Here is a 22,430-nt window from a genome sequence, read left to right as displayed (position 1 = left end):
GCCTGGGCGCACGGTTGCCGCTTGTTGGATTCTCGCTCGCGATAGCGGTGCGGGGCCTTTATACCGGTCAAGTCCTTCAGGGCAAGAACCGCTTTCTGCTCTCTTGGTCGCGTAGCTAGGCTGGTGTGGCTGAGCCAAGTCAGGAGCATTGCCCCCTCAACCTTCTCGCACCGATTGCGGTCGCGGAATGGGATCCTGGTTTTCCGCCTGGGTGGAGCTCTGGATCCCATTCTCTCTGCTTTCCAACCTGAGCAAGGGCCGCAATCGGGATCCCTGCCAGGGATCCAGGACATCCCGAATTAGCACCTCCTGAATCCACACCTGCAGGATTGCCGCCAAAGGCACGGCCAGGAACAGGCCCAGCACCCCAAAGAAAAAGGCTGAAGTAACTTGAGCTACTAGGGTTAGGGCGGGCAGGAGCGACACCTGTCGGGACATAACGATGGGGGTGAAGACGCTGCTTTCCAACTGCTGGATCAGGATATACAGCCCCAGCACTGCCAAGGACTTCCAAGGGGCATCCGTGAGGGCTACCAGCATGGGGGCTACCACGCTTAAGGTGGGGCCGATATTGGGGATGAAGTTGAACAATCCCGCCAGCACCGCATTGGCCAAGATCAGGGGCACCCCCAAAATCCACAGCCCGATCCCACTCAGCAGCATCACCAAGGTGCTGGTGAAGAGGATCCCCATCAGCCACCCTCGCAGCGCCAGCTCACAGCGCTTGAGGATGTAGCGAATGCGGGGACGGTAAAAGGCCGGGAAAACCGAGACAAAAGCGCGACTGTAGGCTCGGGGATCCGCCAACAACAAAATGGTGAGGATGATTACAAACAATAGGTTGAGCAGGGTGCCAAAAAAGGCAGTGAAGGACTCGGAGAAAAAGTCGCGCACCTGTCGCACCAACTCGGTGGCCTGGGGCACCAAGCTATTGGCCAATTCCCGCAGCGTCGGCAGCTCAATATCCGTCGGCAAAGAGAGAATCAAGCTCTCGAACAGTCGCTGGGCCTGAACGATCCCGGCGGGCACCCCATCGGTAAACAGCCGCCGCAACTGCTCTGCCAGGGGGGGCACCACGATTAGCCCCACCAAGATCGCGGCCACCAAAACCGTCAAACTGGTGATGACAATTGAGGGGCCACGCCGAAAGCCGTAGCGCTGTGGGATCTGGGCCAAGGTATCCAATGCTACTGCCAACACAATGGCCGCGAACACCAACAGCAGGATCTGCCGGATCTGCCAAAGCAGAACTAGCAGGCCCAACAGCGCCCCTAGCCCCAGCCACTGGGCGAAGGTCACCCGCCAGCTCACCTCCTCTCTCGCCCGGTTGTCGCCTATTCTAGATGGGATCCCGACAAGTCCCATCGCTATTCGAGAACCCTGGATGCGCGATCCTGTCCCTTCAGCTAGAAATCGCAGGAGCCCCGCACTGTACCCGTAGGGTCACTGCCGGGAGGAATGCGCTTTGATGAAGTACAATGAACTTATGAGCCAAGTCCTGACCATATCCTGCAAGCTCAAGGTGTCCCCGTCGCAAGCCGCCAAATTGGACGCGACGATGGATGCCTTTGTACAGGCATTGAACTGGGTCAACCAAAACACACCAGAAAAAGTAGTCAACGCAGTCAAACTCCAATCCCTTTGCTACTACGAGATTCGAGCCCGGTTTGGCTTGTCCAGTAACTTGGCTCAACAGGTGTGCAGACGGGTAGCGGGTTCCCGCAAAGTGGCTAAGCAGAAAAAGCGTCCCGTCAAGGAGTTTAAGAGCGGCTTTGTTACCTACGACGCTCGCATCTTTTCGTTCCGTCAAAAAGACTGGACGGTGTCGCTGACCACGGTGGAAGGGAGAGAACGCTTTGAACTGGCCATTGGCAACTACCAGCGTGGGATGCTGGCTGGTTCCAACCCAAAAGCTGCCACGCTGATCAAGCGCAAAGATGGCTCCTACTACATCCAGATTTGCGTAGAGAAAAAGCCACCCAAGCAACAAGATACCGACAAGGTGATCGGGGTGGACTTTGGGAGGACAGATATTGCCCATACGTCAGAGGGGGACAACTGGAATGGACAGCAGTTGAGCAGAGTCCGAGAGCGCTACTCCCGGTTGAGGGCGGTACTCCAACGCAAAGCCAGTAAGGGCACACGCAGTTCGCGGCGCAGATGCCGTCAACTGCTGCAACGGCTGTCTGGCAAGGAGAGGCGCTTTCAGGCGTGGGTCAATCATCGCATCTCCAAAGCTATTGTCTCTAGGGCAAAGACCACAAACAGCGCTATTGCCCTGGAAGACCTGACAGGGATCCGGGAAAGGGTCAATCAACAGCCACGCAGCAAAGCTGAGCGCCGCAGAACCAATAACTGGGCGTTCTACCAGCTTAGGATGTTTGTGGTCTACAAGGCTGCCATCGCCGGAGTACCTGTGGTGCTGGTTCCGCCTGCCTACACGTCGCAGACCTGCCACCGGTGTTTGCATATCCATCCCGACCCTGCGCAATCCTACCGCAATGGGAAGCAGTTTAAGTGTGGGCACTGTGGATGGGAAGGGGATGCGGATTTTAACGGTGCGAAGGTGATTGCGCTTTTGGGGGCTGCCGTAAACCAGCCTAGAGGTCCGTGGTTGGCTTGCCAACTGCAGGGCTACCGAAAGCCTGCCCTGTACTGCGAAGTAGTCAGAGTCGGGTAGTTTACTTCCCCCCACGCTGCCGGCTGGGGAGATACTCGGCGCACCCTCAACCAGCGCTACCCCGGGCTACGGGTGCTGTTCTCCCCGGCTCAAGTGCAAGGGGAAGCGGCCCCAGAGTCAATTGTGCGGGCCATTCGCCGGGTGGAGCGGGATGGGCGGGCCGAAGTGCTTCTTTTGGCGCGGGGCGGTGGAGCCAGCGAAGATTTGGCCTGTTTTAACGATGAGCGGGTGGTGCGAGCCATTGCCGAATGTCGGATCCCGGTGGTCACCGGGATTGGCCACCAGCGGGATGAAACCCTGGCGGACTACGCTGCCGACTACGCCGCCCACACCCCAACGGCGGCTGCCGAGCGGATCGTGCCGGATTTGGGGGAATTGCAGCGTCAGGGATCCCAGTTGCGCCAGAAGTTGATCGAACGCACTCGCCAAGCTTTGGAAAGGGCCCAGCAGCGTTTGCAGCAGGCCCAACACCACCTGGCTTACGTGCATCCAGAGCGGCTGTTGCAACAGGCTCAGGATCGCTTGACCCAACACCAACATCGCCTGCTCCAAGCCGTGCGCCATCGCCTCCGGCAACGCCAACAGCACCAACAGGCCCTGCAAGATCGCCTCCAAGCGCTCGATCCCGAAGCCATTCTGAAACGGGGCTATGCCTTGGTGCGAGATGAAGAGGGATCCCTCATCCGCACCCATCAACTGCCCCCCCAAACCCGCCTGATAATACAACTGGCCTCGGGAAGCCTGTGGGTACGAGTAGAGGAGAGCCATGAACCGCCGCAAACGTGAGGAGCCGTGGCGCTATGAAGCGGCCATTGCCGAAGTGGAAACTTTGATTGCCCAGATTGAGTCGGGGGAGCTGGATCTGGCCGAGGTGGTGGAGCGCTTTCAACAGGCCGCCCGAACCCTGAAAACCTGCGCGGACTTTTTAGAGCAAAAGCGGCAGCAGGTGGAGATCATCATCGAGCAATTGGGCCAAGAGGAAGAAGACCTGCCCGAATCATAGGGATCCCACCTGATCATTCCCCCTGCACTGCTGTCGCCATTCTGCTTCACTATGGATGGTCGTTGGATGGTTGTCTTTATCCTTGCGCCCCCATGCCCGCAAAGATCCTCGATGGCAAAGCCTTAGCCGCCCGCTTGCAAGCGGAGATGGCCGCCCAAGTGCAAGCTTGGATACCCCAGGTGGGGCGGCCACCGGGATTGGCAGTGCTGCGGGTTGGAGAGGATCCCGCCAGTGCGGCTTACGTGCGTGGCAAAGAGCGGGCCTGTGAGCGGTTGGGCATTGCTTCTTTTGGCCGACATTTTTCCGCCCAAGACTCCCCTGCCCATTTGCTCGACACCATCGACCAACTCAATCAGGACGAGCGGGTGGATGGCATCCTCGTCCAACTGCCCCTGCCCCCCGGCTGGGATCCCATCCCCCCCCTTCTGGCCATCAATCCCGACAAAGATGTGGATGGACTCCATCCCCTCAACCTGGGCCGGCTGTTGCGCGGCGAGCCCGGCCTACGCAGTTGTACCCCTTTGGGCGTGATGCGCCTGTTGCAGGCAGAAGGGATCCCGATTGCAGGCCGAAAGGCAGTGGTGGTCGGTCGCAGCATCTTGGTGGGCAAGCCCTTGAGCTTGATGTTGTTGGCCGCCGATGCGACGGTCACCCTAGCCCACTCCCGCACCCCCGACTTGGCAGAAGTGACCCGCGCCGCCGACATTGTGGTGATGGCCGTGGGCCGCCCCCGCCTATTGAGGGCAGACATGGTGAAACCCGGCGCGGTGGTCATCGACGTTGGCATCAACCGCATCGAGACCCCCACCGGAGCCGAGCAATTGGTGGGAGATGTGGACTATGAAGCGGTCAAAGAGTTGGCCGCTGCCATCACGCCCGTACCGGGCGGCGTAGGGCCGATGACGGTAACGATGCTGCTGGCCAACACCCTACAGAGCTATAAACTGCGCAGCCACTTGTGTAGTCATTATTAAACAGGAATGAAACATTTCTGTTGCATTGTTCCCTAACTTCCCTCTCTCTCTGGGAGAAGAGCTGGGGTTGGTCGCGGCAGCGGCACAGAGCGCTTGGGGAGTGTCTCAATCTAGCTTGAAATGACTATGGTTTGGAGACTGTTCTCAAAATGTTCTGTTGCTTGGATCCTCCCCCTTTGGCCCAGAAGAGTGAGGAATGGAGAAGTTGCCCCAGAGGAGTTTGAGGTGACCGCTGCAAATGTCCAAGCTGCGCGCGGAGCACCCTAAGGCTGCAAGATCATCGACCAGGAGCCGCTCTCCCCATCCCAAAACGGGGCCAGAGACTCTCCCACCACATTGGGCCCCCAATAGCCGGCGGGTTCCATCCAGGGCGAAAGCCACCACAATGTCTCCGGGGCCGATTTGCAGCGGTTCCTCTCCCAAGCTCAGCAGCAATCCCTCGCTCCCCCCCTCTCCAGGGGCAAAGTCCCAGTGGGCCGTTTCCGGATTGATCATCCGTTCGCCGCTGCGCATCAAGATCACCAGCCGAACCGGATGGGGCGTGCGATTGCCGACCCGAAAGGGTCCCGTACGGGCGGAGGTGGGGACAGCCTGGGGGGGCAAGGCAGGTTCTGAGTGCAGAACAGGGACAACATTCCCCTCAACGGAATCCTCCAAGGCTTTCAGCGTCGGTTTCTCCAGAGTCTGTGCCCTCAATCCCTGCACGAGAACCCCTACCCCAACCAGAGCGGCAGACAACACTAGGGATCCCTTGCCCCTCAAGGCCCTGTTCATGGATGGCCCACCAGCGAAAAGAGAGGCGACAGCCCGAGCAATGTAGGCAGAAAATGACCAGATCAAGACGCACATCGAGACCACTGCAAGCCCAAGTGATACGTGTCGATTAGAGGAAAGGCATCAGCCGTTGCCCTACCACCGATAGACCAGGCATGCGCATACAGAGTTCCATCTGAGGGCAACGCCCCCCACCGTGCAGAACAGGATTGTTCAGCTACGTTAACACGTCCATTCCTCTATTCTTTGGGCTTTCGGGGAACGTCAAGGAAAGAAGGGATCCCCCACTCCAGACCAGGCTAAGCAAGTTTGGATCCCTTTTAGGGATTCACAGCCCGACGCTGCCACCCTTGGGAGGTACGTTCGTACACTGTCCGCAATTGGGGATAGATCTGATCCCCCTTAAGCTGCAAGTGATCCACCTCTGTTGGCTCCAGCAGTAATGCCACAAAAGTCTGCGGGGGCAGCGGATCTTTCTCTTTCGGCAACTCTTGAATAAAAGCCTCTGGCGGGGCGAGCGGCCCTTTGGGTTCCGGCCAAAACCAGAGGAGCCGTCCTTTTTCCGATATCTGTTGCCACAACTGCTGCCGCTGGCGCTGAGCTTGGGGATCCGGATGATCCGCGGCGATGGCCTCAAGGGTGCCGGCAATGCGGAATTGTTCGCGGGTTTTGCAGAAATACCAGCAGATCTGAGCCTGGGAGCAGTGGGCAATTTGTCGGATCTTCTCGCTGCGACTATCCACCGCCAATTGAATGCGGTCGGTATCGCCCAAAAACCCCCGGAAAACGACCGTGCGGTTGCGCGGATGCCCCTGGGGATCCACCGTGGCCAATTGCAAATACCGCACACCGGGATCGCTACGGTTCCGGTGCAGTGCCGCCTGAATCAGCGCCCGCCAAGAGGGATCCGCAGTAGAATTGCCCTTCGGGTCTTTCATCCGTTTTTCGCAAGGTGCAAGCAAGCCAGGATTGGGGCTCTCTCTCCCTTAGCTAGGGGGTGGAGAAGCCTCAGATTGGGAGTCTCTGGAGAGCCCTGGTGAAGACTCCACACCGCTGATGCGACCAGAGCTGGGATCCGGCTCAGTTGGGCTAATGGGATGAAAGTGGTGCTCTACCCAGCCCTCCGGCGGCCCCTCAAACCGCTCCGGCACCGGCTGCTTCACCTGTAATCCCCGCAGCATCGCGTTGAGATAAGCACTATCCCAGGTAAAGAGGCGGCTTTCGCGGATTTTGTGCCACACCGAACGCGACATCAGCAACGTCCGCTCTACATCCTGGGCTCCCAGCTTCAGCAAGAACTCCTCCCGTTCCGGCTGGTAATCAGTGGAGGCCAAGGCCAGAGATTGCGGCGGATGAGCCTGGGTAAGCTGGGCCATCTTGGCCATGAGTTCGGGGTAGAGCCAAGTGTAGGCAGGGTGAACCGTAAGCTTGGCCACATGAGGTTGCTGCCCGGTGCGATCCAACTTCAAGTTGAAGTAGCCGATGGCGGTTTTGCGTTCGGGCTCGTAAACACACACTTCCACCCGCTCCGTCTGGCTAATGGCGCATTTGGCCTGCTCCAAAAGCCAATCCAGTGGGCTAGTGCGAAAATCGTTCACCTCACGGTCGTACACCTGGCGCACAGTGGCCGGCATGGATCCCGTATCCAGTTGGTAGATGGCATAGGCATCCCGGTTGGTCACCGGCACCAGGTTGGGCAATTTGGGCTCGTGCTGGCTGAGAGCTGCCAGAATATCGGCTGGAATCGACCAGTAGGTGATCTGAGCCAAGGGTTGGAAGCCGTTGCGCCGGTAGAGCGCCATTGCCCCCTTGTTGTGGATGTTCACCTCCAGGATCCAGGTGCGAGCTTCCCGAAAGTGCTCCATGCAGTGCTTGAGCAGCCGGGATCCCACCCCCTGTCGCTGGGCAGAGGGCGCCACTGCGATATGATCGACCCGCCAGGTGCTGCGGGAATGGTTGAAGGGAGAAACCTGAATCACCCCCTGAATCTTGCCCTTCAGCTCCGCCACATGCACTGTAAACATGTGCTGGAAGCGATTGGGAAACAGGGTCAGGGTTTTCAGGGGCCCATACCACTGGCGCAACCGCCGCACTTGGCGACGAATATCCACCGAGCGGCTGCTGTACTCTTCATCAAAGGCTTGCGCCAAAATCTCTTCCACAGCCTCCAGATCCCCCAGTTGGGCGGGGCGAATGATCAGGTCAGGGGCACCAATGGGGGCTTCGGCATCCGGGTCGGGTCTTGCTGTGGTGTTGTCCATGCCAATCGCAGGCGGGAGAATATTCAAAGCATAGCTCAGGCTCTCTTGCTTTTTCTAACCGGGAGGATCGTTCTGCAACAAAGCTTGAAAGCGTACAGATCGGCTTTCCCGTTATCGAGAAAGGCTTGGCCGCCAAGAAGGGCGTGAACTCAGCCTCCCGGTAGCTGCCCAACAATGACGAATGGGAGAGCCGGCCCTCTACCCCGCAGAGAGCAATGCCGGGTCGCTCACGCCCCAACGTCTAGCAAGGTCAAGTTGCTGAAGGTGAAGCGCTTCTCCACAGGGCCGGTTTCCGTCTCCGTCTGGATACGCCGCTCCGAGAGGATGTAATACTTGCCCACTTTTGTGTACAGATCCTCGAATTGGCTGCGCCCGCCTTTTTGCTCGCCCGTTTGGGGATCGTGATAGACGGAATCGTAGCGGTGGGAAAGATAGCCTTCGCCGGTATCGTGGCTGCTGAAGGTGTGGATGGTAACCACCACTCCGTGGATATGCCGGTGCACCATGGTAACCTGGTTATCGCGCACGTGGTAGCGATCCCCTTCTGCTTTGCCCCCCACCAGGATCTCCACTGTGCCATCGGGCAGGGTTTGGCCATAACGGAAGGTGTTGTTCCCATGGGTCTCGTCGAAGCTGCGGCGCACCCGGTGAATGGCAATCTCCCAAAGTTGGTTGTGAATGGCTTTTCGAGCTTCCTCATCCTCTACGCCGGTAACAGTGGCCTTTAGGTCTGCTCCCACTCGCACCTGCCCAACGAATGTGCGCTCCCCATCCCAATAGGTGACCTCGGCGCTGTAGCCTGGGAAAGCGGGATCCCAGGTGTAGCGGTTTTCATAGGCGGCCCGAAACAACTCTTGGGCAGAGACTTGAGTGGCAATCATCGGCTGTCTCCTTCCTGTTTTCCTTGCAAGCACTTCCCCTGAGCATCCATCATACCGCCCCCTGCTGTTGGGCTGCCCCCCAGTTGCCTTCGCTGAGAACCTGCATCTGGTGAACTGGCCTAGCCGCTCCCCTGTCCGCTGCTGCAGGATAGAAGCACAGCCATGGGAACTTCTTCCTCACACCCAATTTGGCTTGCGAGTTTAGCCGCTGCTGTGATCCCCAGAGTATTCTCTGAGAAGGGTTCGCCTATTTTTTGTGGGTGAGGAGGGAGATTGAAAGGTTTTGACAATCGCGTCAGCGGGGCGGATCCCCTAGAGCCTGGCCTGACGCCGCCCCAGACCGGCATGGCAACCGCGCCAGAGATGATGGGGCCAGTGCTGAAAATCATTGGCAAGCAGACCCTGAGTGGCCACATCCCTATTGGCGGGGCAAAAAACTCTGCCTTGGCGCTGATGGCCGGGTCCATCTTGGCTCCTGAGGCCTGTCGAATTCACAACGTGCCGCGTCTGCTGGACATTGAACGCATGGGGCAGATCCTGGCCACGCTGGGAGTTAAGGTTTCCCATGTTGGCAATACCCTGGACCTGGATGCCAGCTCCCTGAAAACCTCTCAAGCCCCTTATGAATTGGTCAGCCAGTTGCGGGCCAGCTTTTTCATCATAGGGCCTCTGTTGGCGCGGCTGGGGGTGGCCAGAGTTCCCCTGCCCGGCGGCTGTGCGATCGGGTCTCGTCCTGTGGATCTGCATGTGCGGGGTCTGCAAGCCTTGGGGGCAACGGTCCAAATCGAGCATGGGGTGGTTCATGCCTATGCCCGTAAACTGTTGGGAACCCGTATTTACCTGGACTATCCCAGCGTCGGTGCCACCGAGACCTTGATGATGGCCGCTACGCTGGCGGATGGAGAAACGGTGATCGAGAACGCCGCCCAAGAGCCGGAGGTGGCGGATCTGGCCCGCTTTTGTCAAGCCATGGGGGCCCGCATTCGCGGTATCGGCACCAATACGGTTGTGGTGGTAGGGGTGCCCCGCTTGCATGGAACAGAGTACACGGTCATTCCCGACCGCATCGAGGCCAGCACCTATCTCATTGCCGGGGCCATTACCCGCTCTCACCTCACAGTTGGCCCTGTCATTCCCGATCATCTGCGGGCGGTGATCGCCAAGTTGCAAGCCATGGGTCTGCGGGTGGAAGAAGAGGGCCCAAACCGGTTGCGCATTGCCCCAGCCCAACTGAGCTCAGGCTGGCTCTGTCAGGCAACTGATATTCAAACGCTGCCCTATCCCGGTTTCCCCACCGATGTGCAGGCGCCGATCATGGCTTTGGCCGCCTTGAGCGAGGGCAGTTGCACCATTGAGGAGACGGTGTTTGAAAACCGCATGCACCACATTCCCGAGCTCAACCGCATGGGAGCCGATATTCGCCTGAAGAACCGAGTGGCCCTGATCCGGGGGGTGCCGTCTCTTTCCGGCGCTCCGGTGGTGGCCGCCGACCTGCGGGCGGGTGCAGCCCTGGTGCTGGCCGGCCTGGCGGCTGAAGGCTGCTCCACAATCCACGGATTGCACTACATCGACCGTGGCTATGAAGCCATTGACGAAAAGCTGCGCAGTGTCGGGGCCAAGGTGTACCGCAGTGAAAGCCCGGCAGCGCAATTGGGGAAATGAGCCGTTTCACCGCCGTTTGAAGTTTGAAGAAATCGCTGTATCTCTCCCTGCCTATCGCCTGGCCACAATGCGCGGCGACCGCTTGCCAGGTGAGCTTTCCAGCCGTTTCGCAAGTATCGAGTTGTCTGGTGACTCAACGCAGTCAAGTTGAGTATCGTAGGTCAGAGGTGGTGGGGAGGTAAAGCATGGGGATCCTGACAAGCAGCCAACGACGCTGGACAAGATGGGCTGCCGGTGTGCTGGCAGCAGGAGCGGCTCTGGGTGGAGCTGTCTGGGGCTTCTACACCTCATCCTGGGCAGAAACCGTAGAAGTGGCCTCTGCACGAGAAGGCAGGGATCCGACGCAACTGCCCCAAACTTCCACAACGGCCTTTCTGCGGGCCTACGCAGCGCTGCAAGCCGGCCAAGCGCAATCTGCCTTGAAGCATTTGCAGGGGCTGGAAGAGAGCCTGCCGGTTCTGAGGGAAGAGATTTGGAAGCTCAGGGCCCAAGCCTATGAACAGTTGCAGGACAAGGAAACAGCCCAAGGGATCTGGTGGCCCAAGATTTTGCAGGAATATCCCCACAGCCCTGTCGCTGCCTATGCCCTCTGGGGGATGGGCCAGGTGGATCGGCTGCGGCAGCAATTTCCCACCCATCCGCTGACCGGACGTGCCCTCAAGCATTTGCTGGAGCTGGATCCCGACCGCTATGACCTGCTGCGGGATTTGGCCCAACATCACCCGCAAACCCCTGGGCTAACGCCGCTGCTGGATCGCTGGCGGCAGGCTCAGGAGGGATCCCTCACGGCTTCCGACTGGCAGATCCTCGCCGATGCCTACTGGGAGCAACGGGAGTACGGCAAAGCTGCCCGGGCCTATGGGCGTGCCCCCGCCACCTCTCAGAACCTCTACCGCTGGGGCCGCAGCCACCAGATCTCGCGGGAGTTTCCCCAGGCCAAAGCGGCTTACCAAGCGCTGCTGGCACAGTTTCCCGATGGGCCAGAGGCTTCTCTCACCCGCCGCCGTTTGGCGGAACTGAGCGACCTGCCGACGGCAATTGAACTCCTCCGACAGGTGGGATCCGGCTCAGATAAAGAAGCTCCAGAGGCGTTGCTTAGCCTCAGCCAGCTCTATGATCGCAACGCCAGCCCCCAATCGGCCCAGGCTACTCGGCAAGCCCTTTGGGATCGCTTTCCAGCCAGCGAAGCTGCGGCCAATGCCGCCTGGACAGTGGCCTGGAGCCAAGCACAAGCAGGCAATCTCAGCCAAGCCATCGCCCTGGCCCAACAGATCGGATCCGCCCAGCGGGATACAGAAATGGGGGCACAACTGCTCTACTGGGCGGGCAAATGGCGGGAACAGCAGGGGGATGTGGCTGCAGCTCGGCAGACCTATCGGCAGGTACTGCGTCAGTTTCCCCACACCTACTACGGCTGGCGGTCGGCAGTGCAACTGGGCTGGCCGGTGGGGGATTTCTACAGCGGGCGCAAAAGGGTTGAGGTGGATTTTCAGCCGGTGCGCCAACCGTTGCCAGGGGTCTCTGCAGTTACGCAAACCCTGCATTTGATGGGAGCCAGCCAACTGGCCTGGGAACGCTGGCAGGGCGAAGCTCCCGTGCAGCGGGATCCCCGCCAGATGAGCGTTGCCGAGCGCTTTGTCACGGGCATTTTGCGCAACAGCGCCGGAGATCACCTGCGGGGCATTAACCAGGTGGCTGCTTTGCGCTTTAGCGAAGAGCCGGATCCCTTGCTGGAGACGTTGAGGCAGCGCCAAGATTTCTGGCAGGCCATCTATCCGCTGCACTACTATGCCGGCCCAGACAATTCCTGGAGCGGGGATCCCTACGCCCAACCCGGCTTGGCCCACTGGTCACGGCAATTTAACCTCAATCCCTTGATGGTGGCGGCTTTGATCCGGCAGGAATCCCGCTTTGAGCCAGAGATCGTCTCGGCCTCGGGGGCTTTGGGCTTGATGCAGGTGATGCCCGCTACTGGCCGCTGGATTGCCCAGCAGATCGGCCTGGCCCAGTACAGCCTCACCAACCCCGCCGACAATCTCTACCTGGGATCCTGGTACTTCGACTACACCCACCGCACCTATCAAGACAACACCTTGCTGGCCCTGGCCAGCTACAATGGTGGCCCCGGCAACGTGGCCAGATGGCTGAACCGCTTTGGCTTCGGGGATCCGGACGTGTTTGTGGAGCAGATCCCCTTCCCCGAAACCCGGAGCTATGTGAAGTCCGTGTTTGGCAACTACTGGAACTACTGGCAGCTCTACACCCAGGAGGGGCGCACTCTGGTCAGCCAGCGACTGCATAACCCCTCGTCTTCTTCATGACTTCCGGTTTTGTCGCGGGAGTGCTGCCGTAGAGGGAGTGGGCTTTTTTCCCACAGTATTCTGGGAGAGTTACAGTTATTCCAAGATTTGGCAGTCAAGATTTGACAGTGCCGTTCGCGCTGACAGGACGGGGTTCTATGGTCTCTGGGTTTGAACAACAGGAGGGCGTTTGCGTTAGCGGTGCGGAGCACTGTCGCGTTAGCGGTGCGGAGCACTATCAGGGTGCGGCAGAAAAGCAAGCTGCCCGGCAGGAGCTGGCTGTGGATTTTATTCGCCATGGCATAGCCGAGGAACCCCGGCCAGAAGTCGAGGATGCCTTTCGGGCCCTTACAGACGAAGGTCGCAGGCGCTGCCGCAAGATTGCCCGCCAGCTCAAGAACATGGGCTGGAGGTGGGATCTCCTGCTCACCAGTCCCCTGGTGAGGGCTCGGCAGACGGCTGAGATCTTTTTGGACGAGAACCTGGCCGAAGCTGTGGAGGTGTTTGAACCGCTGGCTCCGGGCGGCAGTTTTGCTGACCTGGTGCGCTGGCAAGCAGAGCGGGAACCTCTGGCGTCTTTGGCTCTGGTCGGTCACCAGCCGGATCTGAGCCTGTGGGTACAAGCGGCTGTTGGTCTAAACCCGGCCAACGCCCACGCGATCACCCTCAAAAAAGCGGGCCTAGCCCAAGTGCGCTTTGCCGAAGGCCGGATTGACTACCGCCAGGGATCCCTGACTTTGTTGCTCTCCCCCAAGGTGGTGCTGCGCTGAGAAGAAGCTGGCTCATCATGATAAACGCCCAACGAGTCGGCCAGAGGTTGTGCCCCTAGGTTCAGCGCTGAGAGGAGGTCAGCCGCTCTCCCAGCAATTGCACACAATAGGCCGCCAGCCCCAACCCCACCATGGCAAACATGAAGGCAATCAGGGAAACGGAACCGACCAGCAGGTAGCGCACCAGAATGCTGATTCCGCGGGCCAACGATCCAATCTCCACCTCAATTGGCGGCAACTTGGCCAACATCGAGAGCAGCAGTTGAAAGAACCCGTAGCCCAAACTGACGGCGATGGCGGCCCCCAAGAGGGCACTGAAAGGATGGGGGGATCCCTGTGGAGAAGAAGACATGGGGCAGCACCGGAAAACTCACCTTTATTCTAGGCTGCAGGTACAATGTGGAAGTTTCTTTTCTTTCCGGCAAGCCTGGGGAGTATGGAGAGCGGATCCCACTACGAAGTTTTGGGCGTTTCCGTGGGGGCGACGGCGGAGGAGATCAAGTCCGCCTACCGTCGTTTGGTCAAGTACCACCATCCCGACAGCCTGCTGGCCAAAAAAGATCGGGCCACCGCTGAGCGCATCCGCCAGATCAACGCTGCCTACGCGGTGCTCAAAGATCCGCAATCTCGCCGCGACTACGACCGGCAATTGCACTCCAGCCGCACCTCACCCTGCCCTCAGCCGACGGGATCCCCCCGTGAAACCGTCAGCCACGAAGCCATCGCCCGTGCAGCCTGGATCCGACAGGTCTACACCCCCCTAAACCGAGTTTTGGGGCCCCTGCTGTCTTCCCTAGAGCCTCAGTTGCATGCTTTGGCGGCGGATCCCTTTGATCCCAACCTGTTGCAGTCTTTTGCTGACTATCTGGAAGAGTGTGCGCAGAAACTGGCCCAAGCCCAGCAGATCTTTGGCCGCCTCCCCAATCCCAGCAGCCTGGGGGGAGTGGCTTCTCGCCTCTACTACGCCCTCAACCACCTAGAGGACGCTCTAGAGGAGCTGCAGTATTTCCCCCTGAACTTCGACGACCGCCATCTGCACACCGGACAAGAGCTGTTTCGCCGGGCAGGGGGGCTGCGCCTGGAAGCTATGGAAGCTTACGCCAAGAGTTCACCCTAAGCCAGAGCGGGATCCCCCCCTGGGCAGAGAGGGGCGAGGATCATAGGGGATGGGGATGTACTGCACGGAAGGGCGGCCCATGGTGGCCTGTGGGTACAAGTCCATCAGGGCATAGATTTGGGGTGGCAACTCAGTAGAAATGGGCAGGCCCAACCTTTGGGCTTCTTCGGCAGTGATCGGGTAGTCGTGGGTAACTTGTCCACTGGTTAGGTACTGGATGAGGGGCTCGATGCGTTCGGGGGCAATTTTGCGCTTGGGCACATCGTCCTTCAGGAGATCCCGCACGAAGTTCTGTACCTGTTGCATCGCTTTGCGGGCCAGATCTGCCAGGATCAAGGTTTGGTCATCGATTTCGGCAATGGGTTTATCCGCCACCACCTGCAGAATACTGGCGGCAGCATACCCCCCCAACTGTGGATCCACCGGCCCCAGGACTGCATTGGCATCCATGACGATTTCGTCGGCGGCCAGGGCCAGCATCGTCCCCCCCGACATGGCGTAGTGGGGCACAAACACTGTCACTTTGGCCGGATGGCGGATCAAGGCGCGGGCAATTTGCTCCGTAGCCAGCACCAGGCCACCGGGGGTATGCAAAATCAAATCAATCGGGGTATTGGGTGGAGTGAGGCGAATCGCCCGCAATACCTGCTCGGAGTCCTCGATGCTGATGTAGCGGGAAACCGGGATCCCCAAAAAACTGATCGACTCCTGGCGGTGAATGAGCAGAATCACCCGGCTGCCCCGCTTTTGCTCCAACTCCCGAATGGCCATCAAGCGCCGGAACTCTTGGGCACGACGGTTCAGCAGAGGTTGCAAAGAGCTGAAGATCAGGAAAATCCAGAACAGGCTGCCCCAGTCCACTTTCGCACCTCAAGTGGGATCCCTTTGACTCCAGCATAGGGGATCCAAAATCTTCGGCGATCCCTGAGCCTCATGAGTTGGGTTCAGACGCCGCAAAAAAGCGATCCAAAGCCTGCAGCAAATCCGGTACGGAAGCTTGGTCAATCCAGGATCGAATATAAGCCTGCTGCTCCGCCAAGTTTTCAATGCGGCCCAACTTTTGCATGGCCAAGTAGCGGGTTTCTGCCTCGGCGCGATTGGTTTGCAAGTCCAGCCGCTGCTCCGGGGTCAGCGGATACTCCGTTTGGGCCAACAGGTGATCGGCCACCATCATGAACAGCAGAGGCCCCGCCAATTCCACCTGAGGCTCGGCTTCTGGCTCAGAATCAGCAACAGCGAGATCTTGGAGATCTTGAAAAAGATCCTGACCCAGTTGCAGCAGCTCCTCTGCTGAAGCCGCCCGCAGCACCGTCTCGGCAGCAGCCTGCAGCGGCTCTGGGGAAACCCTGTGGTGGATGGCCAATTCCGCCAGGGCCTGTTCCCATTGATCCCGTTGGGCTTGCACCACAGCCCGCTCTTCTGGAGAAAAGTCCAACCGCTCCAGCAACACCTGCAGAGCCACAGCCCCCACCAACAGGGGGGGGAAGCGCAGCACCGTAGAGGCGGATCCCGCCTGCTCCAAAAAGGCTTCCAAATCCGGGCCAGATCCCCTGTCCAGCAAGTCCTGCAAGTAGGCCAGCACCTCTTGGGGCGAGGTCAACCTGAGGATCCCTCGCACCTGTGCCCGCAAGTCTGCGGGGATCCCAAGGAGCTGCACCTGGGCTTCGGCCCGCGCCTGTGCTTCTGCAATCAACTCCGGCAAATCTGCCGTTGCCCGACCGGCCTGCAACAAAACCTGGCTAGAGTCCTGCAACAGGCTGGCCGCTTCCACAAACAGCAGCACCTGCGGGACTTGCAGCGTTGGCCAAACCATGCTAGCCAAGCTGTGGATCCGCAGGGGATCCCTCCGATTCTGGATTGGCTGGCGCAGCGGGGTGAGCTGAAGTGGGCTTGTGCCAGTGCAGACCGATCAGAGCATCGTACAAAAAGCCCCAAAACTCTCCCTTCTCCCAGATCCCCAGCGTTTGCTGGCAGTTGCGCGCGTCCAGCTCAGGTTTGGCTGCCCAGTAGGCTGCTTGGTATTTGTACCAGGGAACAGAAGGCCAGAGATGGTGGATCAGGTGATAGTTTTGCCCCAACAGCAGAATGTTGGTCAGCCATCCGGGATAGACGCGGGCATTGGACCACCGCTCTTGGGATTGAAAAGGGCGATGGGGCAGGTAGTCAAAAAACAAGCCCAGCAAGAACCCCATGATAAAGGCAGGGGGTAGCCAATAGTTCATGATGTAGTCGGTGTAGCCGAAGTAGCTGGCCAGACCAAAGGTCAGGATAACCACCAGCCGACTCAAGCCCCACTCCAGCAGATCCCAGCGACCTTTCCGCCAGAGCTGCCGCTTAAAGAAAAACACCTCATGGTAGAAAAACCGCGGCGCGATCAGCCACAGCGGCCCTCCCGTTGAGACATAGTGATCTGGATCGTCTTCAGGATGGTTGACGTGGGCGTGGTGCTGCATGTGTACCCGCTTAAAGACGGGATAGACAAAACCCTGCAACAGGGCAGAGCCGTGTCCGAGTGCCTCGTTCAGAAAGCGGTTGCGGTGGGCCGAGCCATGGGAAGCATCGTGAATCACCGTGCCCAGAACATAGAGGGCCACAAAATTGAGCCAGAACACCATCCATTTGGGCCAGTGCCAAAAGGCGTACCCGCCAAAGCAAGAGGCCGAAAGCACCACCGCAGCCAAAAACATCAGCAAGGTGGGATTCCAAAATTCTGAGGGTGGCCCCAACAGCTCACGAGGCAATGCGAAGGGTTTGTGGGCCGATTCAGCAGTAGCAGCAACAGTCATCGGCAGCCATCCTTAGGTGCGCACAGTGCAGACAGAGAGGATGGGTCGAGGCAGCGCGTCCCAGTCATCACACCGAAAAGAGATCGAAGAGATAAGTTTGTTAACTTTCGTTAGTATACGGCAGAGACCTGCCCAGCTTCTCAGCCCAAGCCTCATTTTCCTATCAACCACAGCCCTGGGGGCACCTTCTTCTCCTACCTAGAGGATTCCTGCAGGATCCCGGCAATAGCAAACCGTCCCTGAAGCCGGAGAAAAGCCGTAGTGTGAGGTTCTGTTGCAGCCTCTGTTGCAATTCATGTGTAGATCGCCAGGGGATCCCATCCGGGGTTCAGCAGGAGCGGTAATCTAAGGGTCGGTCAACCTGAGTTGAGGACGAAAACCATGATGCCTGTTGTCGCGCCGCTGGCTTTGACCGCTCAAACCAGCCCCTGGTCCCCCCTGAGCGCCGTGATCATTCTGCTCTGCACAGGGCTGGCTTACCTGAGCTTCAAATCCTCTTCTGGAGTGGCCTCAGAGACCGGGCCAGTACTGGGAATGACCTGGCCGGAAGTCATTGGGGTTGCCAGTTTTGGCCACTTGCTGGGGGTGGGGGTCGTTTTGGGCCTCTCCAACATTGGCGTTCTTTAGGCTGACGCGAACGGAAGAGGGAACGCCTGGGGAAATAAGCACCGCTGTCGTGGAGGGACAACCCAACACAGTAAGTGCTGTCGCAGAACCAGGAACCAGAATCCCTTGCCTGTAGGCAGGGGGGTATGTCAAGTTTCTTGAACTTGGCCGGGATCCCTGCTTGGTGATGTTACACTCTATTTCGATTCTGAAAAAAGCAGTTCCTTCAGCCGCGTTTTCCCCTGAGGTTTGTTGCCATGTCAGCGATGATGCTCCTGGCCAGTTTGCCGGAAGGCTATGAATTGTTTGACCCGCTGATCGACATTTTGCCGATCATCCCTGTTCTGTTTTTCCTGCTGGCCTTTGTCTGGCAAGCGGCAGTGGGCTTCAAGTGAAGCCATCGCTCCTGCTGAGGTCTTGTCCGGAGGAAACTCAGGCAGGGCCGAGGTGCTTCCCCCCAGCTCCTCTCCCAGGTTGGGGGGTTTGTTGCTATACCCCGGCAAAAGCGACAAGCCGTCTTGTCACTGGTCAAAAACGTAAATGCCAATGACTCCCAAAACTGGGCCAGGGATCCGGCGCTAGGGTTCGCGGTCGAGGACACCGGTAATCCAGAGAACCCCTGCCAAGCAGACGAAGTGGGCAAACGTCACGTTGATGTTGGCGGCCAGCAGCAGCACTCCTGTCACCTGGTTGGCCTGGGTGCGGGAAAACATGCGCGCCAACAGCTCGCCCACTTGGGCTTCCATACCAATCAGAGCGAGGAAGGCCCCAATGAGGCTGATATAGGTGACCAACTGCAACTGCTTGGGCAGATCCAATTGGCTTAAGGCATCGGCAGAAGCTGAGCGGCGCTCCGCGTGGAGCAAGTAGCGCCAGTTGAAGAACAGACCGGCTGCCAGGGTGAGCAACGTAAACAAGGTGAACCAGAAGGCGATGATAGCCCCCAGCGAGTCATCTCGATAGACGGTATTCTGGCCAATTAAAAAGCCGAACCACAGCAGCAGCGCCGTCGCCCCCAAGATCGCCTGGAACCAAAACCCGAAGCGACGAGTCAGGCGCAAGCGAGACTTCATCCGCTCGACAGCCGCCCGCACTGACGGCGACATGGGCTCGTTCATCTTTTTCCCCCGCTCGCCTGGATGAACACCAACGTTCGCTTCCAGCCTATCTTCATTCTCCGGCCCCAGTCACTTTTACCAGTCACTTTTATCGGACTGGCGGTCGGGGATCCTCGCTTTGCAGGCGGAGAATTTCGGCCTCAATGCGCTGTTTCAAAGCTTTGCCCTCTTCGGAGCGGATCAAGAGCGTAATGCGGTTGTAGTCGGGCACAGTCATACCGTGGCGAGTGATGATCTCGGTCGCGGTGCGGATGAATTCTCGCCGGATTTGATCTTTGCTGGCTGGGTCGTTTGTGGCTTGGGAGCGCTTTTGGGCCTCTTGCCGGTGGGGCTCCATCTCCAAGACGATACGGGCGTACATTGTTACCTGCTCATCGCTCAACACCACAGAGGTGGTGGGGGTTTGAGCCACGGCCAGAGAGACAGTGAGCACAGGGATCCAAGTGCAAACCCAGATCAAACCCACCAGCCCTTTTTGGACCACGCTTTGGATTGGAAATGCCGTCCACCGTCTCCGACTTGCTTTGCCTGACACCGCTGATGTCTCCCCACCCGCCAACTGTTGCTCAGGTTGCCTAGGGTTTTTGTGAGCTTTCGGCCCCACGCCGGTTCAACACTCTGATGAACCCCGCGGGCTTCGATCCTATCTGCTCCTCTCTGTGAAAGCCCAGGGCGTCGTCCACGCTGACAACTGAGCTTGCTTTTCCATTTGACCGAAAACTGGTCTTTAGGTTCCAGTTCCAGTCCCTTTCCAGCCTATCTGACACCCAGAAGGGAGTGGCCTCTGGGATAATGGGGATGAATTGTTGGTTATTGCCCCTATGCATTTGGAACGTCGCCCGGTTTTCCCGTTTACGGCCATCGTTGGCCAAGAGGAGATGAAATTGGCCTTGCTCCTCAACGTGATCGACCCGCGCATTGGCGGAGTGCTGATCATGGGGGATCGCGGCACGGGCAAATCCACCACCATCCGCGCTTTGGCCGACCTGCTGCCCCAGATCGAGGTGGTGAAAGGGGATCCCTTCAACAGCCACCCGCGGCAGCGGGACTTGATGAGCGATCAAGTGTGGGAGCGCCTGCAGGCGGGAGAAACGCTGGAAAGCACTTGGATCCAGGTGCCGATGGTGGATCTGCCCTTGGGGGCAACAGAAGACCGAGTGTGTGGCACTCTCGACATTGAGCGGGCCTTAGCTCAGGGGGTGAAGGCTTTTGAGCCAGGGCTGTTGGCCAAGGCCAATCGAGGCATCCTTTACGTGGATGAAGTCAATTTGCTGGATGACCACTTGGTGGATGTGTTGCTGGATGCGGCGGCCTCAGGCTGGAACACCGTGGAACGGGAGGGCATTTCCATTCGTCATCCGGCTCGGTTTGTGCTGGTGGGATCCGGCAACCCGGAAGAGGGGGAATTGCGGCCTCAACTGCTGGATCGCTTTGGCATGTTCGTCCAGATCGAAACGGTGCGAGATGCTGCCCTGCGGGTGCGGATCGTGGAGGAGCGCAGCCAGTTCGACGCCGATCCCCAGGCTTTTTTGGCCAAGTATGCCGATTCCCAGCAGCGCCTGCGGGAGCGCATCGAAAAAGCCCAACATCTTTTGCCCAACGTGGCAGTGGATCCCGACTTGCGCTTGAAGATCTCTGGGGTATGCGCGGCTTTGGAGGTGGATGGACTGCGCGGAGACATTGTAACCAACCGGGCTGCCAAAGCCCTGGCAGCTCTAGAGGGGCGCAGTGAGGTCACCGCCGCCGATATCCGTCGGGTGATCAGCCTGTGTTTGCGTCACCGCCTGCGCAAGGATCCCTTGGAAACCATCGACTCCGGCTACAAGGTGGAAAAAGCCTTCAGCGAAGTGTTCCAGGTGAGCCTAGAGAGCGCCGCCTAGCCCTCACCCCCCAGCCCCTCTCCCAGGGGGAGAGGGGAGTAGGGTGGCTGCTAGCTTGTCGGCAATGGCGGCAATCCAGGTTTGCTCCTGCCGGCTGAAGCTGCGTGGGGTATCGCTCCCCAAAATCAAGCACCCTCGCTGGCCGATGGGCTGGCACAGCACGGCCTGGGATCCGGGGGGCAACAGGCCATCGAACTCGGCGCGGGCCGGGAACAGCTTGAGATCCACCAAATACACGGGCCGCCCCGTCTGCAAGACCCGCTGTAAAACGCTCTTGGGCTGAATGGAGGGCATCTGGCCGGGGGTGGCTAGGATCCCCCGTTGCAGGAGGGTTCGCCCACCCACCCAGATCACCACGGTGCGGGCGGCGGTGGTGCTGAGCAGGGTATGGGAGGCCCAAGCCAGCTCCAGTTTCTCGCTTTCGGAAAGATCGGGATGCCAATCACAGCCGGGGATCCCCTGCAGGGGGGCCGTTTGGGGTGGAAGAGGCTGGATCTGCTGCCACAGCAGGCCGGTCAGGATCAAAACGGCGCTGAGGAGGATCCCCAAGGCATCTGAACGGGACTGGCTGGTAAGCAATTCCGGCGTAAAGGCCAGTCGATTAATAACCAAAAGGACGCTGCCCAAAAGGCCGGTCACCAGAGGCAGCCGCCTCACCCAGCGATTGGGATCCCTGGGGGCTGGAGTGGGTTCAACCGTCAAGGCAGGCTAGGCATAACCTAGAGGAAGTAACGGGAGAGAAGGGAGAAGCTCTTTCCTCTCTGCTCCCTTGAAGATTAAAGAACTGAAGTTCAGTATAAAGCCAACTCAGAGACGGCTCCAAATGCCAAGGCGCTCCTGCTGGGCTTTTTCTTGTAGGCCACCGTAGTAGCTGTCGTACTTGATGTTGTGGCTGTAGGGGATGATGCGGGCCAGGCCATTGCGCACCAACATGGCGTTCATCTGATGGCCTTCTAACCAGACATAGGCCTCCACCAAGCCCGTAGCATCTACGTTGCGCAGCAACTTATCCCCTTCCAGCTTGACGGTGCGGTAGAGGATGCGCTCCCGCATCAGTTCAATGGCTTGCTGGTAATAGGGGTTTTCTTCCGGGCTGAGACCCTCGATCCCGGCCAACCGGATTAGGCGCATCTTCTGTTCCCCTTCGATTTGCACCACTAGGGTGTCGCCGTTGACCACCCGCACCACAACCGCATCTGGGTAGCGATCGAAGCGGTGGTTGTCGAAGTAGAACGGGGTATCAGGAACGACCCGGGGCTCTCCAAACCCGTGGCTGGGAAGGACGGGTATGGCCAGAAGCAATCCCAATGCAGCAGAGCCGAGAGCAATACGCTGGAACATGACCTTAATCCCCCACTTTGGACGCAGCCCCCTCTTCTTTTCCCGCCGGGGAGTTTCCGGTGGCAACGCTCAAAGTGTAATGGTAGCGGCAACTCTCCAGAAAACAATCCCACCGCAGATTTGAATTGGCCAGCAGTAGATCCGCCGTTGGTTGGGTTGCCCAAGGCTCCCAGGCGACTGAGCCATTCCTGCTCGCTTTTCTTCAGCTAGAAATCGCAGGAGCCCCGCACTGTACCCGTAGGGTCAGTGCCGGGAGGAATGCGCTTTGATGAAGTAC

General features: G+C 59.0%; 23 protein-coding genes and 1 pseudogene. 11 read left to right on the top strand and 13 right to left on the bottom strand.

Features of this window, described 5'->3' with window-relative positions; all coding sequences use genetic code 11:
- Window positions 1–156 precede the first annotated feature (156 nt).
- The gene (locus NW805_RS10465; protein WP_414422442.1) at window positions 157–1,311 is read right to left on the bottom strand and encodes an AI-2E family transporter; all 1,155 of its coding nucleotides are present in this window, start codon (window positions 1,309–1,311) and stop codon (window positions 157–159) included.
- A gap of 175 nt (window positions 1,312–1,486) precedes the next feature.
- Here NW805_RS10465 and NW805_RS10460 point away from each other — a divergent pair, with 175 nt between their 5' ends.
- The 4 genes and pseudogenes from NW805_RS10460 to folD all read left to right on the top strand — a co-directional run bounded on the left by NW805_RS10460 (window position 1,487) and on the right by folD (window position 4,657).
- Entirely contained in the window at window positions 1,487–2,680 is a 1,194-nt protein-coding gene (locus NW805_RS10460) for an RNA-guided endonuclease InsQ/TnpB family protein (protein WP_414422458.1), read from the top strand.
- A 63-nt stretch (window positions 2,681–2,743) separates the two neighbouring features.
- Window positions 2,744–3,466, top strand: a pseudogene (xseA, locus tag NW805_RS10455) (exodeoxyribonuclease VII large subunit); the annotation flags it as partial.
- Entirely contained in the window at window positions 3,447–3,683 is a 237-nt protein-coding gene (xseB, locus tag NW805_RS10450; protein WP_414408568.1) for an exodeoxyribonuclease VII small subunit, read from the top strand. The pseudogene xseA and the gene xseB, both read left to right, overlap by 20 nt.
- A gap of 92 nt (window positions 3,684–3,775) precedes the next feature.
- On the top strand, window positions 3,776–4,657 hold the full coding sequence (gene folD, locus NW805_RS10445) for a bifunctional methylenetetrahydrofolate dehydrogenase/methenyltetrahydrofolate cyclohydrolase FolD (protein WP_011431762.1): 882 nt from the start codon (window positions 3,776–3,778) through the stop codon (window positions 4,655–4,657).
- A gap of 144 nt (window positions 4,658–4,801) precedes the next feature.
- Here folD and NW805_RS10440 read toward each other — a convergent pair whose 3' ends face one another.
- The 4 genes from NW805_RS10440 to NW805_RS10425 form a co-directional block, all read right to left on the bottom strand.
- Window positions 4,802–5,431 carry a hypothetical protein gene (locus tag NW805_RS10440; protein WP_414422441.1) on the bottom strand — a complete coding sequence of 210 codons (630 nt, stop codon included), beginning with the start codon at window positions 5,429–5,431 and terminating at the stop codon, window positions 4,802–4,804.
- Between the two features lie 320 nt (window positions 5,432–5,751).
- Window positions 5,752–6,369, bottom strand: coding sequence for an Npun_F5749 family FMN-dependent PPOX-type flavoprotein (locus NW805_RS10435; protein WP_414381697.1), 618 nt, complete (start codon window positions 6,367–6,369; stop codon window positions 5,752–5,754).
- 48 nt (window positions 6,370–6,417) lie between these two features.
- Window positions 6,418–7,692, bottom strand: a complete 1,275-nt coding sequence (locus NW805_RS10430; RefSeq protein WP_414422440.1) for a GNAT family N-acetyltransferase — start codon at window positions 7,690–7,692, stop codon at window positions 6,418–6,420.
- Window positions 7,693–7,919: 227 nt separating this feature from the next.
- Window positions 7,920–8,573 (bottom strand): DUF3386 domain-containing protein, encoded by a 654-nt coding sequence (locus tag NW805_RS10425; RefSeq protein ID WP_414422439.1) that lies wholly within the window; start codon window positions 8,571–8,573, stop codon window positions 7,920–7,922.
- Between the two features lie 345 nt (window positions 8,574–8,918).
- Here NW805_RS10425 and murA point away from each other — a divergent pair, with 345 nt between their 5' ends.
- The 3 genes from murA (at window position 8,919) to sixA (ending at window position 13,305) form a co-directional block, all read left to right on the top strand.
- The gene (gene murA / locus NW805_RS10420) at window positions 8,919–10,235 is read left to right on the top strand and encodes a UDP-N-acetylglucosamine 1-carboxyvinyltransferase (protein ID WP_414422457.1); all 1,317 of its coding nucleotides are present in this window, start codon (window positions 8,919–8,921) and stop codon (window positions 10,233–10,235) included.
- Between the two features lie 185 nt (window positions 10,236–10,420).
- Entirely contained in the window at window positions 10,421–12,556 is a 2,136-nt protein-coding gene (locus NW805_RS10415; protein WP_414422438.1) for a transglycosylase SLT domain-containing protein, read from the top strand.
- 137 nt (window positions 12,557–12,693) lie between these two features.
- Complete coding sequence (gene sixA, locus NW805_RS10410) at window positions 12,694–13,305, top strand: phosphohistidine phosphatase SixA (RefSeq protein WP_414422437.1); 612 nt, start codon at window positions 12,694–12,696, stop codon at window positions 13,303–13,305.
- A gap of 61 nt (window positions 13,306–13,366) precedes the next feature.
- Here sixA and NW805_RS10405 read toward each other — a convergent pair whose 3' ends face one another.
- The gene (locus NW805_RS10405) at window positions 13,367–13,657 is read right to left on the bottom strand and encodes a DUF3082 domain-containing protein (protein WP_414408575.1); all 291 of its coding nucleotides are present in this window, start codon (window positions 13,655–13,657) and stop codon (window positions 13,367–13,369) included.
- An 84-nt stretch (window positions 13,658–13,741) separates the two neighbouring features.
- Here NW805_RS10405 and NW805_RS10400 point away from each other — a divergent pair, with 84 nt between their 5' ends.
- Window positions 13,742–14,422: a J domain-containing protein gene (locus NW805_RS10400; RefSeq protein ID WP_414422436.1), complete on the top strand. Its 681-nt coding sequence runs from the start codon at window positions 13,742–13,744 to the stop codon at window positions 14,420–14,422.
- Here the strand turns inward: NW805_RS10400 and NW805_RS10395 are convergent.
- The 3 genes from NW805_RS10395 to NW805_RS10385 form a co-directional block, all read right to left on the bottom strand.
- Window positions 14,414–15,283 (bottom strand): SDH family Clp fold serine proteinase, encoded by an 870-nt coding sequence (locus NW805_RS10395; protein WP_414350282.1) that lies wholly within the window; start codon window positions 15,281–15,283, stop codon window positions 14,414–14,416. The two genes, NW805_RS10400 and NW805_RS10395, sit on opposite strands and share 9 nt — an antisense overlap.
- A 70-nt stretch (window positions 15,284–15,353) precedes the next feature.
- Entirely contained in the window at window positions 15,354–16,235 is an 882-nt protein-coding gene (locus tag NW805_RS10390) for a hypothetical protein (protein WP_414422456.1), read from the bottom strand.
- 1 nt (window position 16,236) lies between these two features.
- Window positions 16,237–17,208, bottom strand: a complete 972-nt coding sequence (locus NW805_RS10385; RefSeq protein WP_414422435.1) for a fatty acid desaturase — start codon at window positions 17,206–17,208, stop codon at window positions 16,237–16,239.
- A 381-nt stretch (window positions 17,209–17,589) separates the two neighbouring features.
- On the opposite strand from NW805_RS10385, the gene psaK reads away from it, so the two are divergent.
- Together psaK and NW805_RS10375 are read left to right on the top strand one after the other, a co-directional pair.
- Window positions 17,590–17,835, top strand: coding sequence for a photosystem I reaction center subunit PsaK (gene psaK / locus NW805_RS10380; protein ID WP_414332568.1), 246 nt, complete (start codon window positions 17,590–17,592; stop codon window positions 17,833–17,835).
- A 236-nt stretch (window positions 17,836–18,071) separates the two neighbouring features.
- On the top strand, window positions 18,072–18,209 hold the full coding sequence (locus NW805_RS10375) for a photosystem II reaction center protein K (RefSeq protein ID WP_414350277.1): 138 nt from the start codon (window positions 18,072–18,074) through the stop codon (window positions 18,207–18,209).
- A 183-nt stretch (window positions 18,210–18,392) separates the two neighbouring features.
- On the opposite strand, the gene NW805_RS10370 is transcribed toward NW805_RS10375, so the two are convergent.
- On the bottom strand, window positions 18,393–18,932 hold the full coding sequence (locus NW805_RS10370; RefSeq protein ID WP_011431777.1) for a DUF3611 family protein: 540 nt from the start codon (window positions 18,930–18,932) through the stop codon (window positions 18,393–18,395).
- Window positions 18,933–19,020: 88 nt separating this feature from the next.
- Complete coding sequence (locus NW805_RS10365) at window positions 19,021–19,365, bottom strand: DUF4168 domain-containing protein (RefSeq protein WP_414422434.1); 345 nt, start codon at window positions 19,363–19,365, stop codon at window positions 19,021–19,023.
- A 388-nt stretch (window positions 19,366–19,753) separates the two neighbouring features.
- Between NW805_RS10365 and bchI the strand changes: the two genes are divergently transcribed.
- Entirely contained in the window at window positions 19,754–20,812 is a 1,059-nt protein-coding gene (gene bchI / locus NW805_RS10360; RefSeq protein WP_414381708.1) for a magnesium chelatase ATPase subunit I, read from the top strand.
- A gap of 3 nt (window positions 20,813–20,815) precedes the next feature.
- Here the strand turns inward: bchI and NW805_RS10355 are convergent, their stop codons facing one another.
- Window positions 20,816–21,514 carry a cofactor assembly of complex C subunit B gene (locus tag NW805_RS10355; protein WP_414355440.1) on the bottom strand — a complete coding sequence of 233 codons (699 nt, stop codon included), beginning with the start codon at window positions 21,512–21,514 and terminating at the stop codon, window positions 20,816–20,818.
- Between the two features lie 105 nt (window positions 21,515–21,619).
- A complete protein-coding gene (locus tag NW805_RS10350) occupies window positions 21,620–22,153 on the bottom strand; it encodes a thermonuclease family protein (protein WP_011431781.1) in 534 nt (177 codons plus the stop codon).
- Between the last annotated feature and the right edge of the window lie 277 nt (window positions 22,154–22,430).

It is taken from the genome of Synechococcus sp. W60.1, from assembly GCF_047461575.1.
Taxonomy (GTDB): domain Bacteria; phylum Cyanobacteriota; class Cyanobacteriia; order Thermostichales; family Thermostichaceae; genus Thermostichus.
Note: the sequence above shows the minus strand (reverse complement) of the source record. Positions and strands in the feature narration are given on the sequence as shown.

Bases quoted from the DNA above. Each gene is read 5' to 3' on its own strand.
- NW805_RS10460 (WP_414422458.1), top strand. From the start codon at position 1,487: ATGAGCCAAGTCCTGACCATATCCTGCAAGCTCAAGGTGTCCCCGTCG.
- xseB (WP_414408568.1), top strand. From the start codon at position 3,447: ATGAACCGCCGCAAACGTGAGGAGCCGTGGCGCTATGAAGCGGCCATT.
- folD (WP_011431762.1), top strand. From the start codon at position 3,776: ATGCCCGCAAAGATCCTCGATGGCAAAGCCTTAGCCGCCCGCTTGCAA.
- NW805_RS10440 (WP_414422441.1), bottom strand. From the start codon at position 5,431: ATGAACAGGGCCTTGAGGGGCAAGGGATCCCTAGTGTTGTCTGCCGCT.
- NW805_RS10435 (WP_414381697.1), bottom strand. From the start codon at position 6,369: ATGAAAGACCCGAAGGGCAATTCTACTGCGGATCCCTCTTGGCGGGCG.
- NW805_RS10430 (WP_414422440.1), bottom strand. From the start codon at position 7,692: ATGGACAACACCACAGCAAGACCCGACCCGGATGCCGAAGCCCCCATT.
- NW805_RS10425 (WP_414422439.1), bottom strand. From the start codon at position 8,573: ATGATTGCCACTCAAGTCTCTGCCCAAGAGTTGTTTCGGGCCGCCTAT.
- murA (WP_414422457.1), top strand. From the start codon at position 8,919: ATGGCAACCGCGCCAGAGATGATGGGGCCAGTGCTGAAAATCATTGGC.
- NW805_RS10415 (WP_414422438.1), top strand. From the start codon at position 10,421: ATGGGGATCCTGACAAGCAGCCAACGACGCTGGACAAGATGGGCTGCC.
- sixA (WP_414422437.1), top strand. From the start codon at position 12,694: ATGGTCTCTGGGTTTGAACAACAGGAGGGCGTTTGCGTTAGCGGTGCG.
- NW805_RS10405 (WP_414408575.1), bottom strand. From the start codon at position 13,657: ATGTCTTCTTCTCCACAGGGATCCCCCCATCCTTTCAGTGCCCTCTTG.
- NW805_RS10400 (WP_414422436.1), top strand. From the start codon at position 13,742: ATGGAGAGCGGATCCCACTACGAAGTTTTGGGCGTTTCCGTGGGGGCG.
- NW805_RS10390 (WP_414422456.1), bottom strand. From the start codon at position 16,235: ATGGTTTGGCCAACGCTGCAAGTCCCGCAGGTGCTGCTGTTTGTGGAA.
- NW805_RS10385 (WP_414422435.1), bottom strand. From the start codon at position 17,208: ATGACTGTTGCTGCTACTGCTGAATCGGCCCACAAACCCTTCGCATTG.
- psaK (WP_414332568.1), top strand. From the start codon at position 17,590: ATGATGCCTGTTGTCGCGCCGCTGGCTTTGACCGCTCAAACCAGCCCC.
- NW805_RS10375 (WP_414350277.1), top strand. From the start codon at position 18,072: ATGTCAGCGATGATGCTCCTGGCCAGTTTGCCGGAAGGCTATGAATTG.
- NW805_RS10370 (WP_011431777.1), bottom strand. From the start codon at position 18,932: ATGAACGAGCCCATGTCGCCGTCAGTGCGGGCGGCTGTCGAGCGGATG.
- bchI (WP_414381708.1), top strand. From the start codon at position 19,754: ATGCATTTGGAACGTCGCCCGGTTTTCCCGTTTACGGCCATCGTTGGC.
- NW805_RS10350 (WP_011431781.1), bottom strand. From the start codon at position 22,153: ATGTTCCAGCGTATTGCTCTCGGCTCTGCTGCATTGGGATTGCTTCTG.